General features: G+C 50.6%; 11 protein-coding genes. 1 reads left to right on the top strand and 10 read right to left on the bottom strand.

All coding sequences use genetic code 11. The features are described 5' to 3' along the window. Positions 1–65: 65 nt before the first annotated feature. From ACMGDE_RS11610 to ACMGDE_RS11645, 8 genes are all read right to left on the bottom strand, one after another. On the bottom strand, positions 66–1,052 hold the full coding sequence (locus ACMGDE_RS11610) for a hypothetical protein (RefSeq protein WP_436832950.1): 987 nt from the start codon (positions 1,050–1,052) through the stop codon (positions 66–68). 24 nt (positions 1,053–1,076) lie between these two features. After that, complete coding sequence (locus tag ACMGDE_RS11615; protein WP_436832951.1) at positions 1,077–1,769, bottom strand: hypothetical protein; 693 nt, start codon at positions 1,767–1,769, stop codon at positions 1,077–1,079. A 41-nt stretch (positions 1,770–1,810) separates the two neighbouring features. Beyond that, on the bottom strand, positions 1,811–3,466 hold the full coding sequence (locus ACMGDE_RS11620; RefSeq protein ID WP_436832952.1) for a RagB/SusD family nutrient uptake outer membrane protein: 1,656 nt from the start codon (positions 3,464–3,466) through the stop codon (positions 1,811–1,813). A 5-nt stretch (positions 3,467–3,471) separates the two neighbouring features. Further along, positions 3,472–6,594, bottom strand: a complete 3,123-nt coding sequence (locus ACMGDE_RS11625) for a SusC/RagA family TonB-linked outer membrane protein (RefSeq protein ID WP_436832953.1) — start codon at positions 6,592–6,594, stop codon at positions 3,472–3,474. 356 nt (positions 6,595–6,950) lie between these two features. Continuing rightward, the gene (locus tag ACMGDE_RS11630; protein WP_436832954.1) at positions 6,951–9,182 is read right to left on the bottom strand and encodes a S9 family peptidase; all 2,232 of its coding nucleotides are present in this window, start codon (positions 9,180–9,182) and stop codon (positions 6,951–6,953) included. 72 nt (positions 9,183–9,254) lie between these two features. Next, complete coding sequence (locus ACMGDE_RS11635; RefSeq protein ID WP_436832955.1) at positions 9,255–10,685, bottom strand: APC family permease; 1,431 nt, start codon at positions 10,683–10,685, stop codon at positions 9,255–9,257. A 20-nt stretch (positions 10,686–10,705) separates the two neighbouring features. Beyond that, positions 10,706–12,481, bottom strand: a complete 1,776-nt coding sequence (locus ACMGDE_RS11640) for a DUF885 family protein (protein ID WP_436832956.1) — start codon at positions 12,479–12,481, stop codon at positions 10,706–10,708. Positions 12,482–12,645: 164 nt separating this feature from the next. Next, positions 12,646–13,788 carry an acyl-CoA dehydrogenase gene (locus tag ACMGDE_RS11645; protein ID WP_436833122.1) on the bottom strand — a complete coding sequence of 381 codons (1,143 nt, stop codon included), beginning with the start codon at positions 13,786–13,788 and terminating at the stop codon, positions 12,646–12,648. Positions 13,789–13,871: 83 nt separating this feature from the next. Here ACMGDE_RS11645 and ACMGDE_RS11650 point away from each other — a divergent pair, with 83 nt between their 5' ends. Further along, positions 13,872–14,045: a hypothetical protein gene (locus tag ACMGDE_RS11650; RefSeq protein ID WP_436832957.1), complete on the top strand. Its 174-nt coding sequence runs from the start codon at positions 13,872–13,874 to the stop codon at positions 14,043–14,045. Positions 14,046–14,058: 13 nt separating this feature from the next. Here the strand turns inward: ACMGDE_RS11650 and ACMGDE_RS11655 are convergent, their stop codons facing one another. Next, positions 14,059–14,427 carry a VOC family protein gene (locus tag ACMGDE_RS11655; protein ID WP_436832958.1) on the bottom strand — a complete coding sequence of 123 codons (369 nt, stop codon included), beginning with the start codon at positions 14,425–14,427 and terminating at the stop codon, positions 14,059–14,061. A 96-nt stretch (positions 14,428–14,523) separates the two neighbouring features. Beyond that, positions 14,524–14,907 carry a VOC family protein gene (locus tag ACMGDE_RS11660; protein WP_436832959.1) on the bottom strand — a complete coding sequence of 128 codons (384 nt, stop codon included), beginning with the start codon at positions 14,905–14,907 and terminating at the stop codon, positions 14,524–14,526. Positions 14,908–14,913 lie beyond the last annotated feature (6 nt).

Raw genomic sequence — 14,913 nt, forward strand, 5'->3', positions numbered from 1 at the left:
CAATAAAAATGCCCCATCCCTTTTGGGGAGTGGGGCTGTGATCTTGATCATTTTACACGATCTGATTAACCACTTGTCCGCGTAACGGACGGCAGCCTGACGGTCACGACATACGTACCTTCCATCAGCACGCGAAAACCAAACACCGGGTTGACGTTGAGACTTTGTAAACCATCAATAACGGCATAGTCTTTCGGAATACGATAATAAATCAAATACGCCCAATCCGTTACCCCATCATTGTAATTGGTCAAGGGAAACGGCGCCACTTCGTAGTCGCAAATCAGCGCGGTGTCGGTTTCGATAACCGGATTAAATTTCACATGGCTCTCGAATGTCGGCCGGTCTCCCCGTCGGATCACTTCCCCCTGTGCAGGATTAAAGGGGTTGCCATTCTTATCAACGATTTTCAAAATGACTCGTGCGCCTTCTGTAGATATCCGCTCGCACGAGAGTTGCGGTGCGGTGGTATTGTAAAATGTCTCCGAGGCGTCAGAACCCGTGGCGGCTTGGTATGTAATCTCAAACATATCGTCGATTGTCGGATCTACCACGCTGATTTCGCCCATATCTGCAAACAACCTAGTCGTCGTCGGATTGGTCATCTCGATATCGAAGATGTAGCTGCCCAACGGAAGGTTGCTGGAGGCCCGGTTAAATACCAACTGCCCACTGACTTCGTTGAATACCATGGGCGGCGTATTCACAGTTTCACGTTTAGCATCTAACAACGCTACGGTGGTATCCGTCTGCGCGTTAAACACCATACCGCTCTTAAACATCAGCACTTCATAGTCGGTAAAAAACTCCTCGGGAGCCGGAGTTCCGGTTTCCTTATCGCGCAGGTTCAGTAATTTATAGCTAAATGGCGGCGTAGAGCCATCCGTCTCAATCCGATCCGAAGCAACGTAGGCCATCCCCCGCTGCACGTAAATGGTGCCGTTGACGTAGCGTACGTTTTCGCTCAAAAAACCCTTTTCGATCTTCGAACACGAATAGTTTGTAACGATCGTAGCAGCAAGGCCAAGACTTATTAATAACTTCCTTTTCATCTGTTTATCTTATTTCAAACCCTTTTAATTGCTTGCAACAGCTTCTCGATTAAACATCAACCGGTGGTTATCTGACAATACGTGGACAACACCCGTCGTCGTAATGATCCCTGAGGTCTGGCAGTCATAGGACAGATCCTCTTCTTCGGTCGGAATTTCATTCTGATCAGGCTCTTCACTATCCAAGGTACCCGCCACCCACGTAAAATTCACATAATCCACATGGTCAAGAAAATTGCTGTAGTCCGTTGTCCGCCGCAGCTTGATCATGAGCTGGATGTTATCGATCGGTCCAAACTTACTCATGTGATACGTGCCTTCGGTGTTCATCTGTTCGCGGTTTATGGGACCGTCAAACATGTACATCTTTAGGGAATCCAGCTCCTCTGCGCCGATATCCTTGATCCCAAAATCGATATTCTCATTACCTATTTCGACGATCTTCTGCTGCTTCTTGGCCGAAACATAACCCACCACGCTGTAATTAGTACCGGCAAAAAACGTAATATCGCTGTTGACCAATTCTTTGAGGCCGGCCTTATCGATAATGGCGACCAAGGAATCGAATTTGGGATGCGATGCGAGAAAGTCGTATGTGGTCATGTCTACGTAGGGACTGGCTGTACCACCATCATTGATATAGGCGTCGCTTTCGCAGGAACTGAGGTACGCTACCACAAGTGCCAGAAATGGTAATATCGCATGTATTCTTTTCATCTTTTTCGTATATACACTATAACTTAATTTGCTCATCCCACTTAGATCCTTCCAACCCAGTAGCTGGTTTGGGTCATATTCAGGTTATTCATAAACAGTGCCGGGGCAGCAGGCCAATAAAAGCCTTGCTGTCTAAACCTCGAATCGGACAGCCAGGTGATAAATTGTGGGTATTGGCGGGTACGCAACAGATCGTAAAACAAGTGGCCTTCCAGATACAGTTCCTTACCCCGCTCGATCATATACTCATACATGGCTTCGTCTTTGGTAATGTCTGTGGATAACACGGCATTTGACCCATTCCGCGTGCGAAATGCGTTGATGATGCCCACTGCATCAGCCACCTGATTTTTATATAATGCGATTTCAGCTTCCAGCAGGAGCATATCACTGTACCGGAAGATGATGAGGTTATTGCCGAGGTAAGCCGAATTGGTACTCCGGTAGTTCACCTCATGGTACTTGATGCAGGTGGGCTGGTCTAAGGACAGGTCCGTGAAGTTCCTACGATACCGCACATCCGAACCGTCGATCAACATCGCTGCCGTAACTACGATCCCATCAGGGTACTCGTCGTTATACACCGTTTCACCCACCGAGGCCGCGTGATCGATCCATTGCCATTCGTTGGCTGTATCGCTCCAAACCCAACCCCACCCCCAGTATTCTTTGGAGAAATGGGTTGATAAATAGGTGGGGTTGACATAAAACCGCGAGTAAGTCGCACTATTGTAGCTGATGTTGGCTTGACGCAAGAAAAACATCCCGATATGGGAATTGGAGCCCTCTAGGTTTTTCTCGCTGGCAGCCAATTCAAATATCCCGTCGGAAGACTGACCGACAAACGTGCTGTAATAGCTTGCGGTATCCACCAGTCGATAGCCGCCACTGTTTTTCAACTGCGTAATCGCATCCTGCGCCTTGTCCACGTCGTCCATGATCGGCATATCACTGGTTACGTCGGTAGTCGTTGCCCGCCAAAGGTACAGGTGTGCCAGCAGGGCGTAGACAGAACCTTTATTGGCCGTCACCTTGGCCTTCGTAACATCGGTATACCCCCAGTCCAATAACTCGGCTGCCGCAAAGCAGTCCATTTCGATCTGCGCCATGATTTCGCTTTTCGGTGACCGCCCCAGAAACTCCTCATTAATCGGATCATTGGACGTATTCAAAACCAACGGTACATCGCCCCAGGTCCGGGTCAAAAAGAAGTACGCAAGGGCGCGGATGAAATAAGCCTGGCCCATCACATCATTGACGAATTCGGCGGGGTTATCCTGATCATTCAATAACGACTCGTCCATTTCGCTCACCCGTTCCAACAGCAGGTTGCTCATGGTGATAACTTTATAATATTGCGTCCAGTCGCCAAATGACTCAATATTGTACTGGAAGGTAAAGTCACCTGTTTGGATACCCTCCAGCCCATCTCCGGTATATTGGATGGTGAAATAATGGCCGGCAATACCATCGCCATACATAAAATGCCGGCCGGCGCCGCCATTACCACTGGTAATGGCGGCCCGTAGCAACGCATACGCACCGGCCAATCCGCTATTGACATCCCCGCTGGACTGCCAAAACTCGCTGACAAAAGTTGAATTCTTAGGTTCCTCTTCCAAAAACTTACTGCATGATGCACTGACCAGCAGCATTCCCACCAATAGGCTATAGCCAAAAATTGTTCTCATCTTCATAATGCCTATAATGTTATTTCTACACCAAACGTAAACTTCCGGGGTATCGGATACCCGTTGCCATTGTATTCGCCGTATTGGTTGACCGCTTCGGCATCCGGCAAATGCTTGGAAGCCTTCCAGGTCAACGCATTGTCCAAAATCCCATAAATCCGGAACTGACTCAGTCCCAATCTGCTCAAGAACTGCTGTCCCACCCGGTAGGAAAGAATGACATTCTTCAGCCGGACGTAACTGCCGTCTTCCAAAAAGAACGACTGGGCCGAGGTATAATAATAGCGGTAAGTGCCAATATCGATTTTGGCGTACTCGGCCTGATCACCCGTTTGGGTCCAGATGTTGTATTTGCTGAGATCGGGCAAAGCATTGCCGGCCATATTGCCTATATTGCCTGCCGAATGCGCCCCGAACGCATCAGATTCATATAGGTTCAGCACATCACGATCCAATGTAAAATTGATGAAAAACGAAAAATCAAAGTTCTTATAGCTGAATATGTTGTTCCACCCACCGTACCATTTCGGATTGGGATCGCCCATCGGTAGCTTATCCGGATTGATCCCGCTGTTGAAAACGTCGGTAAAATAGTCACCATCCACGTCGCGGAAACGAAACATGCCTTCGCCATACGTACCATTACTATTGCGGAACAACTCGCCGGTATATGGGTTGATCGGCACATCGTTGATCGTGGAATAGACGCCTTGCGTTTCATAGAGGTAAAACGCATTAATGGGACTACCAATAGATAGGATGTGTGACTTATCAAACCGATCTCCGGACATCACTAAATCCCGCCCGCCATTGGGTAGACTCATGATCGTGTTCTTATTGTAGGAAATATTAAAATTTGTCCGCCAGTTGACCTTGCTGCTCCGCGAGAGCGGACTCGCACTCAGTATCAGTTCAGCCCCCGCATTGCGGACACCAACCGCGTTGGTCTGTGCGTAGTCATAACCGGTATTGGTGGGCAACTGCACGGCAAATAATTGGTTAGAGGTTTCCTTATTGTAGACATCAGCAGAAATACTGTATTTCCCGTTATACAAATCAATGTCCGCCCCGATATTCCAGCTCTCGCCCTTTTCCCAGGTCAGGTCGTCCTGTGCCACGCCGTTGGTAAAATTGGGCGTGATGGCGGACACCCCGTTGTACGAACCCGCGTTCGCGCCGGTATACCCCCCATTATTAACCGAATAGAGGTTATAGGCCAAGTAATTCTGCCGGGGCAGATTTCCCGTGGCCCCGTAGCTTCCCCGGATCTTCAGCAGGGAAATACTCGGATGATCTTCCAGGAAGGATTCTTCGGAAAGCAGCCACGCCACAGAGGCCGCAGGAAACCAGCCCCATTGATTGTTTTTGCCAAACCGCGACGACCCATCAGTGCGGATGCTTCCTGAAAAAATATACCGGCTATCAAAGTCATAGCTAAGCCGGGAATAATAGGACATGAGACCCCAAGCCTGGTAGTCGGACCAAGCGGTGATGTAATCCTGCAAAAATCCCTGCACCACCTGGATCTGGTCCGAAGTACCATAGCTGCCGGACGCCTCGGTTTCCTGATACTTGTCGTGCTGGATATCCTGGCCCGCCAGTACGGACAGGGTGTGCTTCCCAAAGGTGTCGTTGTAGGTCAGGTAATTCGATAACTGCCAGTTTTCCTGCGCGGACGACCAAGTAAAAACGTAGTTGCCTAAGTTATTGTTCATCGCACTCGGCCGATTGTAATCGCGTTTGCCCGTATTGTAATTAAACGAAGTCTGCGATACAAAAGCCAATTCCGGCAATAATTGCGCATTTAAGTTGAGGTTGAGGCTTAGCTGGTTGGTGATATTTTTGTCTAGGTCCGCATCGAATCCGCCCATGTAGTATGCCATTTTAGCGTCTGATGCATTTAACAGCGAAGAGGGCATGCTACCGGCATCCAACGGGAAAGGATCAACATCATCACCATTACCCCGGTCCCGGTCCATATGGGTATAGGCGACAATGGGGTTGATGATCAGTTTTTCATTCACGGCCTTGCTCGCCAAATTCAACCGTGTCGACATGCGCTGGAATCCAGTCGCTTTCACGACGCCGTCTTCATCGTAGTAATTGGCACTGAACCGGTAATTGGACGTTTCACTTCCACCACTGATACTCAAATCGGCATTTTGAACTACCCCTTTTTGATAAAATAAATCTTGGAAATTCGTGTTGCCGTTAAAAGCCGGATTCAAGCTGTCCGTCAGCAGGAAAGGCAGATTTGCTTGCTGTGCATAGGTCAGCTGATCGGCAACAATTTGCATTTTCTGACGCCGTTCGGCGGTTCCCAAAGCGACTTCCCTCAGATCGGGGCGCAACGTTAGGCCCGTGTATCCCGTGACGACGACCTTCGGCTCTGTACTCTCGCCTTTTTTAGTGGTAATCAACACCACCCCATTTGCCGCTCGCGAACCGTATATGGCCGCGGCCGAAGCATCACGCAGGATTTCTATCGACTCAATGTCATTCGGGTTGATGCCTGCCAGGTAGCTCGTTCCGGTTCCGGTATTGAGGTTTGCATATTGTTCCGTAGGCTGGGGAACCCCATCGACCACATATAATGGGCTACTTAAAATCTGTGCCTCATCATAATTACTGCTAATCCCGGTCGTTCCACGGATGTATACCGTTGAAACACCCCCAGGTGTTCCGGTTAAATTTTGAACGTTGACCCCAGCCAAACGCCCTTGTAGAATCGACTCAAAGCTGGCTGCCGGGATGTTCTCCAAATCCTTGCCGGAGAGGCTAGATATCGCCGCTGTATTCTTCTTCTTACTGACCGATTGGTAGCCGATGACAACGACCTCATCCAGATCGCTTAACGACTCATTCAAAACAAAATGGATGGGGGAACCATCTTCGACCACCACTGTTTTGGAGTCGAAGCCCACCAGTTTCGCTTCAAGGGTGGCACCATTTGATGCCCGAATGGAGAATTGTCCAAGCTCGTTGGCCTGCACGGCAACGCTGCTACCGCGAACCGACACCGTCGCCGCCGCCAACGGTTGTCCTTGTGCATCTTTTACCGTCCCCGTGATCATCTGCGCAAAAACGGAAATCGACAATATGCTTAGAAATAAAAATAGTACTGCTTGTTTCATATTCGCTAATCCAAAATAGTTGTTAAACACTCCTTCAAAACATCCATGATCAATCTTTACGGAAACGGAGCAGTGATCTTTATTTTCATCTCGTTTGGTTTGTTACGTTGCAATGCTTAGGCACACAAAAAATGCGGCTCATCTCACATCTGGCGAGAGCTGCCATTCCCTGTTCTCAAGACTTAATATGCGGTTAAATTGGTTAGTTAATGTCATCAAGACATATGACAAAGGTAAGGCCGATCGATGTTGGAATGTAACCAGATTTTCACCTGTTCAACCAACAATTTAACAATAACTTAATTTATACCTTGCTATTACGATAGATCAAATGTAATCGCCTGGCGATCTCATCATCAAAACACTGCCTTCTGACCTTCCCACACGGGTGGATTGACATCCAATAAGTGCTTCACAAAGAAATCACGCCGTTTGCGTTCGCCGTAGTCACCGCCTGAAGTGTGGCCCGCACCGGGGATTACCACCAATTCGTGCTCTTTGTTTGCTTTGATCAACGCATCCACTACCTGCATGGTAGAGGCAGGGTCTACGTTGTCATCCACCTCGCCCACGATGAGCATCAATTTGCCTTCGAGCTTATGTGCATTCACGACGTTCGAACACTCGGCATAATGTGGACCAATAGGATAACCCATCCACTGCTCATTCCACCACATTTTGTCCATTCGGTTATCATGGCAACCGCATGATGATACGGCCACTTTGTAAAATTCGGGGTGAAACAAGACGGCCCCGGCCGAACTTTGGCCGCCCGCAGAGGTGCCGTAGATACCGACCCGGTTTAAGTCCATATAGGGGTACTTGGCCGCGGCGGTTTTCATCCATGCAATGCGGTCGGGAAACCCGGCGTCCTTGAGGTTTTTCCAGCAGACATCATGGAAGGCCTTCGAACGGTTGGAAGTGCCCATGCCGTCGATCTGCACGACGATGAAGCCCAGCTCAGCCAAGGCGCCCATGCCCGAAGGATTGGCAGTAAAGCTCTTAGGCACAAAGGAGCTATGCGGACCGGCGTAGATGTATTCGATTACCGGATACTGCTTTTTGGGGTCAAAATTGGTGGGGCGCACGATGATGCCCCAGATATCCGTGGCACCGTCCCGTCCTTTGGCGTGAAACACCTCGGCTTGCTTCCAGCCGGCGGCTTCCAGCGCTTGAATGTCAGCCTTTTCTAGTTCCATTAGGATCTTTCCCTCCTCAGCGCTACGCAGCACGGTGGTCTGTGGCTCATCCACGCGCGAATAGGCATCTATAAAATAGGTGTGATCAGGTGAAAATATGGCGCGGTGATTGGCGTTTTCCTTGGTCAATGCCTTGAGTCCGCTGCCATCAAAATTGACCCGGTAGTATTGGATAAGATAAGGATCTTGCCCCTGTTCGCGGCCGCTGCCGGCAAAGATGATAAACCGCGCGCTGTCGTCTACATGCACTACCTCGCGCACTACCCATTTGCCCTTGGTGATCTGGTTCTTGACCGCGCCGGTGGCGCCATCATACAAATACAGGTGATTCCAGCCGTCACGCTCAGACGCCCAGATGATCTCCTGGCCATCGTCCACGTCTTTCCGGTACTTCTTCCCGCTGTAATCGATGAAGGTGTTGCTGGTCTCGGTGATCAGGGACTTCACCGCACCCGTGACCGCATCGATGGAAAATACTTCATACCGCTGATGGCCCCGCTGGTTATATTCGAAGCTAAATGCCCGGCTATCTTTCCGCCATTCGAGGCGTGAGAGGCTGTATTGGTCCGAAATCAATCCGGGGTCAACAGCAAAAGACTGCCTGGTAGCCAACACGAACAGGGTGGGTTGGTATTGCGGCAGTGCGTCGCCGGGTTTCAGGTAATTACGCTCCTGCAGCTTGGGTTGTAGCTGGTCCCCGGGCGACGATTCCACAAAGTAGATGGTCCGCGGGGTATTGGGCCTTACTTTGTTCACCGCCAGCTTTTTCGAATCCGGGGACCACGCGATGAATGCTGAATAATAATGTCCAGGCGATCCGTCAAAGCTCAGCTGTACTTCCTCTTGGGGTTTGCCCTTGGGATGCACGTGTACGTTGTTGTTCTTGATATACGCCACCCACAAGCTGTCTGGCGAAGGTACGGGATCCCCGTTGCGATCATCCCGGCGGGCACCCCAGTAGTCTCCCGAACGGCCACGGCCACGCTCCTCGGCCTTGCCGCCATCGGTTACCTGATAATCCGACAGGCCGATGCGCCACGTTTTGCCAAAGGCTGCCACTTCCACGCGATTGCTATCAAGATACTCGACGCTGTTAAATGGCAGCGAATCTGCCTTCACCTGCTTACCGCTGGCTTTGGCCAAGGCAGCGGCCATCCGCACATGGTCGAATGCTTCAGTCTTCGTTCCCTTGGCGGCATCCACCATGGTAAATTTCTTTCCTTGCGGGGTTTGATTGACGTACCAGAAACGTGACCCCTTCTCGATCCAAGAAAACGAATACGGTGAATTGTACACCTTGTCCCGGATTTTCTCAGGATAGGCCGCTGCCCGCTTGTAATCATCGGCTGTGCCCTGTGCACCTGCACCTAACGCAACCGTCAGTAACACAATTATTGATAAACAGGATATCCAATGCGCTTTAATCATGGTCACTTACGTTTAGATCTGAATGTTTTTAATCTACTGCCCTTCATTTACAGGAAGCGCTTTTTTCCGGATGATATAATAAATCGGAATACCAAGCAGCGCGATGATGATGCCCGGCCATGTATAGTTGGGTTTATAAACGATCATCAGCACGATAAAAGCCACTCCCATCCCGATGTAAACGATGGGCAGCACCGGATAACCGAATGCCCTATAGGGCCGCGGTGCGTCCGGCCGTAATCTCCGCAACCGGAAGATACCGATGATCGCCAGTACATAAAAAATGACCACCACGCTGGAAATCATATCCAGCAGGTCGCCGTATCTACCACTGAGACACCAAAGCGATGCAATAATGCATTGTAACCATAGCGCTACCCCTGGCACCGAAGAGGTGTTCAACTGCCCCACCTTCTTGAAGAAAAGGCCATCCTGAGCCATGGAATAATACACCCTCGCACCGGCCATGATGAGCCCGTTGTTGCACCCAAAGGTGGAAACCATGATCATCACGGCGATGATGGTGATGCCGATGGGGCCGAAAATCTCCTGGGCAGCGCTCATCGCTACCCGGTCTTTATCAGCAGAAGCCATTTGTTCCATCGTCAGCACGCCGGTATACATCAGGTTCGTGAGCAGGTAGACGACGGTAACGATGATGGTACCCAGGGCAAGGCTCAGCCCGACATTGCGGCTCGGGTTCTTGATCTCACCAGCCACCGAAGAGGAGCTGTGCCAAGAGTCGCTGCTGAATATAGCACCCACCATCCCCGCCGCGATTGCGCCGAGCGCCGCGAAAGTCGTGTAACTGGCCGTGGAACCGTCGGCATTCAACCGCTGCAGATTCCAAGCATCTTCAGACAGCCAATTGGCACGCCAGACATCGCCATTGAAGGCAAAAAAGCCGAACAGGATCAATCCCAACAGGCTGATGATTTTCACGACCGTGATGCTGGTTTGCACTGCCTTACCACTGTTGACACCCCGGGTGTTGACAATGGTGAGCAGCAGAATGACCACGATGGCGAGCAGTTGCGCGGCGGATATTTGCAGAAAGCCCAAATCCATCACGATCACATCTTCATCCAGTTGGGGAATGAGGTATGCGGTAAATTTAGCAAACGCTACACCAACCGCGGCAATGGTAGCGGTCTGTATGACAGCAAAAAACGTCCAGCCGAACACAAAGCTAACCAACGGATTGTAGGCTTCCTTTAGGTAAATGTATTGTCCACCAGCCTTGGGAAACATCGCGCTCAGCTCGCCGTAGCTCAATGCCGCCGTGAGCGTCATGAATCCGGTGATCAGCCACACCACCATCAGCCATCCAGCGCTGCCCGTGTTGCGGGCGATGTCTGCACTGACGATAAAAATGCCGGAGCCGATCATACTCCCCGCCACCAGCATGGTGGCATCCATCAGGCCCAATGAGGATTTAAATCCTTTATCCGTTGTGGTATCCATCACAGTTGATTAGCAAGGCATCAATTAAAATCATAGAATTTCCAGCTCGGCTCATAGTCGCTCGCCAGCTTTTGATCGGTCAAGGTGGCCCGCAGCATTTCAATGGGGAGGTAGTTCTCCTTCATGACCGCATCATGGAACTCCTTATAGCTCATCTTGCCCGAATCGACCAACTCTTTCTTCAAGCTCCACATTTGCAAGCCACCGGTCAGGTAAGCCAATTGATACAGCGGACCGTAGTTTGCCTCAAATGAACGCTTCACCTCGCCATGGGCGGTAGACGGCTCATGCCCTACACGATCCACCAGGTAATCGACGCATTGCTGCGGCGTCCATTCGCCTAGGTGATACTTGATCGAAAACGTGATGCGCGCGCAACGGTGCATGCGCCAAAATAACATGCCAATGCGCTCTTCGGGTGTCTTAGCAAATCCGAGATCATACAGCAGCAACTCCCAGTACAGGGTCCATCCTTCGGTCCAGAACGGCGTACGGAAGGCCTCTGCGCGATAGGGCTTATAACGACTGTTCATGAAATATTGCAGGTGGTGACCGGGTACCAGTTCATGCTGTACCGTGCCGCGGGAAAAATAGGGATTGTTGCCCCGCATGCTCATCAGCTTACGATCGTGGCTCATCGTATTGGTGGGATAGGATACCATGATGTTGCGGCCGCCAAGGAAAAACGGACTCACCAGCTGCTGCTCGGGAGACATCATGATCATGCCCCAGGTCTCTTCTGAAAGTGGGGGCATGGTTACGAGATCTTTCGCCTTAATGAAGTCATTGGCATCTTTATACAACTTGATGATCAGTTCCGGCTGCTTGCCCGGGGGCACATAGCTGTTCTTTACCTGCTCCTGTGCGGCTTTCCAGTCGTCGCCAAATCCCATCTCCCGGGACGCGTTCAGCAGCTCCGCTTCGCACCAGGCAAACTCCTGGTCGGCTAATTTCAGCAATTCCTCCGGCGTATAGGGAATCATCTCGTCGCGCAATGCTTTCGCAAAAGCATCCCGCCCGATGGGTTTACCACCGATGTCGCTGCCGTCGTCAAAAGGCTTGGCATCGCTCTTGCTGCGGATCAGCTTAGCATATTCGTCGAGCGCCGTATCCAACGCCTTATAGGGTTCGGGCACCCACCAGGTAAACAGGGGGTCGTAGCCGTTATAGAAATCGAACGCATTTTTTAGCCGCGCTTTCAAATCGTGCACGGTACTCGCCGCATAATCGGCCAGGTCGGCATCCAGTGAGTTCTCTGCCTCCAGCGTGATGTGCGCCTGCTGGAGCTGCTGTAATGCGGCGTGCAACGAGCCTGCTATGACCTCTCCGTCGATCGTCGTACCCCGCCTCCGTATCTGTTCAAACGCATAGATGGAATCGGCGAACGGTATCCGTTGGACTATTTTTTGATAATTACCTTTTTCGGTGGCTAACTCCTCCTCACTTCGCTCAATCTTACGCGTGAGCAAAATGTAGTCTACCTTTCCGTAGATACTGAATTGATCGAAATCAAGCGCCCTTAATTTGTCCAAGTATTCCCTGTTCAACGCTTCCAACCGCTTCAACTGTTCGGGTGAATGCACCGGTTCTCCGCCTCTGCCAAAAGCGGCATTCATTGGACCGTAAAAGTATCCGATAGCCCGTACGTCCTGCCCGTATTGCACGATCAAGCCCGACGCTTCTGTCGCTTGTTCATATAAACTGGCCAACTGCTCGCGCTGCTGCGGTAATGCCACCGATGGGAGGTTCAACAGAGACAATGATGCGACAAAATAAATAAGTAATCTATGCTTCATAACGAATTGTTAAGCGAAAATAGCTGCCACTCCGAATCATCTGCAACAGGCCTGAAAAATTGGTTACGCAAATATAGAACAAGATCATTAAATGCCGATAGTCACATATTAACCTATCATGCCCCGATTTAGGCAGGGCACGTACGTCATAATGGCAAAGGAGGTCAGTTTCTCAGCAATTCGCGCGAAATTATCATTTTTTGTATTTCAGAGGTGCCTTCGTAAATCTGGGTGATCTTGGCATCGCGCATCAGGCGCTCCACATGATATTCCTTCACATAGCCATAGCCTCCGTGGATCTGCACCGCCTCGATGGTGGTTTTCATCGCCACGTCCGATGCGTAAAGTTTGGCCATCGAAGCGGCTTGGGTATACGGCTGGCCTTGGTCTTTGAGCCAGGCGGCTTTCAGACACAGCAGCCTCGCCGCTTCAATCTGCGTAGCCATATCGGCCAGTTTGAATTGGATGGCCTGATGCTGGGCAATGGGTTTGCCGAATGTCTGGCGCGTGCGCGCATAGTTCAGCGCGAGTTCATAGGCTCCGGAAGCAATACCCAGTGCCTGCGCGGCAATACCGATGCGGCCACCTTCCAAGGTCTGCATGGCGAATTTGAAGCCGAAACCGTCTTCGCCGATGCGGTTTTCCTTGGGTACTTTTACATCGTTGAAGTGTAGCGAATGAGTATCCGAACTCCGAATGCCAAGCTTATTTTCCTTCGGACCGATGGTGAACCCGTCCATCCCTTTCTCCACAATCATGGCGTTGATACCGCGATGCCCTTTCTCTGGGTATGTTTGGGCCATCACAATATACGTGGAAGCCGTACCGCCATTGGTTATCCAATTTTTGGTGCCGTTGAGCAGGTAATGATCCCCATTGTCCAGCGCCGTGGTCCGCTGCGAAGTGGCGTCTGATCCAGCCTCTGGTTCGGAGAGGCAAAAGGCGCCGATGCGCTCCCCCGCAGCCAGCGGTTTCAGGTAGTCCTCCTTTTGCGCCTCGGTGCCGTATTTTTCGAGTCCATCACATACCAAAGAGTTGTTTACGGACACCACGACCGATGCCGAGGCATCTATTTTAGACAACTCCTCCATGACCAACACATAGGATACCGCATCCAATCCGGCTCCATGGTATTTCGGATCGACCATGATACCCAAGAATCCCAATTCACCCAGTTTCTTGATCTGCTCTGCGGGAAACACCTGATGCTCGTCACGCTCGATGACGCCCGGTTTCAATTCGTTCGCTGCAAAATCACGGGCGGCATCCCGGACCATCCGTTGTTCTTCGGTAAGTTCGAATATCATCATTAATTGGTTATCGGCAAGCGGTGCCTTTAGACAAAGTTAGCAAAAAATACTATGCTAGCATAGTATTAAATCGTGGCACTATGCGTATCTCACCGTCGCTGCTTTTGCCAAAAAATCGCCAAACCGTTTCGCTTGCGACGGCCATCTCCGCGGTATCCAATATCGATCTCACCGATTCAAGCGTGACTTTGCCCTCCCTGGGTGGAGAGGCGGATGGTAGCGATTTGAGCTGCTGTCATGGTCGCATTGCATAGGCCCGATCACCCATCATTGCATCGAGTGCAGCCCCAGTTTATTGCCTTCCGTGTCCGTGAACAAGGCAAAAAAACCATATTCCGGGCTAATTTGCGTTTTGGGCACGATCACCTGACCGCCATTGGGCACTACCCTATTCAACACGGTTTGCAGGTCCTCACCGCCGTTCAGATAAACCAGCACCCCCGAGTCGGCTGGTACCGCCCCTTCGCCCTTGACGATCGCCCCCGAGACGTTGCTGCCATCCGAAGGTAGCATGCCCATCTTCATGTCGTCCATGGTCATCACCTGAATTTCTACATTCAGCAGTGCACGATAAAATTCGACCGCCCGTTCGAAATCACTCGCTGGAATCTCGAACCAATTGATAAAATTTTCCATTCTAATGGTTTATTTAAAGGTAAACAACGCATTTCGTACAAAAATGCCGATCGCTATTGGCATAGCGAAAATACGAATTTTTCGACATACCTCCAATTAATCCGTCTGCGCAGGTGCATAGTTGACGATGTCAATCCCAACTCCATTGGGATCCTGGATAGCGAAATGCCTATCGCCCCACGGCTCATTGCGAAGATCGATTTTAATATCCACCCCTTTGGCTTTGAGTGCTTCGTACCAGGTGTCTACATCGTCTACCTCGATGGTGAGGTACACACCTTGTCCTTGAAAAACAGATTGGAAGATTGGCTGCTGCGTGGGGTGGTCAGGCAGCAAGAAGCTGATTTCGGCGGAGCGATCGGGTGTATGGAGCAAGAGATAAAACTCGTTTTCGAATGTCACGCCAAATCCCAGTGTTTCGATGTAGAAAGCCCTAGTCTCAGCGAGCTTTTCAGTGATAATTCCTACGTTCAGTTTCATTTTTAT

It is taken from the genome of Parapedobacter brassicae, assembly GCF_051400755.1.
GTDB lineage: Bacteria > Bacteroidota > Bacteroidia > Sphingobacteriales > Sphingobacteriaceae > Parapedobacter.

Bases quoted from the DNA above. Each gene is read 5' to 3' on its own strand.
- ACMGDE_RS11625 (WP_436832953.1), bottom strand. From the start codon at position 6,594: ATGAAACAAGCAGTACTATTTTTATTTCTAAGCATATTGTCGATTTCC.
- ACMGDE_RS11620 (WP_436832952.1), bottom strand. From the start codon at position 3,466: ATGAAGATGAGAACAATTTTTGGCTATAGCCTATTGGTGGGAATGCTG.
- ACMGDE_RS11615 (WP_436832951.1), bottom strand. From the start codon at position 1,769: ATGAAAAGAATACATGCGATATTACCATTTCTGGCACTTGTGGTAGCG.
- ACMGDE_RS11635 (WP_436832955.1), bottom strand. From the start codon at position 10,685: ATGGATACCACAACGGATAAAGGATTTAAATCCTCATTGGGCCTGATG.
- ACMGDE_RS11660 (WP_436832959.1), bottom strand. From the start codon at position 14,907: ATGAAACTGAACGTAGGAATTATCACTGAAAAGCTCGCTGAGACTAGG.
- ACMGDE_RS11650 (WP_436832957.1), top strand. From the start codon at position 13,872: ATGCGTATCTCACCGTCGCTGCTTTTGCCAAAAAATCGCCAAACCGTT.
- ACMGDE_RS11645 (WP_436833122.1), bottom strand. From the start codon at position 13,788: ATGATATTCGAACTTACCGAAGAACAACGGATGGTCCGGGATGCCGCC.
- ACMGDE_RS11640 (WP_436832956.1), bottom strand. From the start codon at position 12,481: ATGAAGCATAGATTACTTATTTATTTTGTCGCATCATTGTCTCTGTTG.
- ACMGDE_RS11655 (WP_436832958.1), bottom strand. From the start codon at position 14,427: ATGGAAAATTTTATCAATTGGTTCGAGATTCCAGCGAGTGATTTCGAA.
- ACMGDE_RS11610 (WP_436832950.1), bottom strand. From the start codon at position 1,052: ATGAAAAGGAAGTTATTAATAAGTCTTGGCCTTGCTGCTACGATCGTT.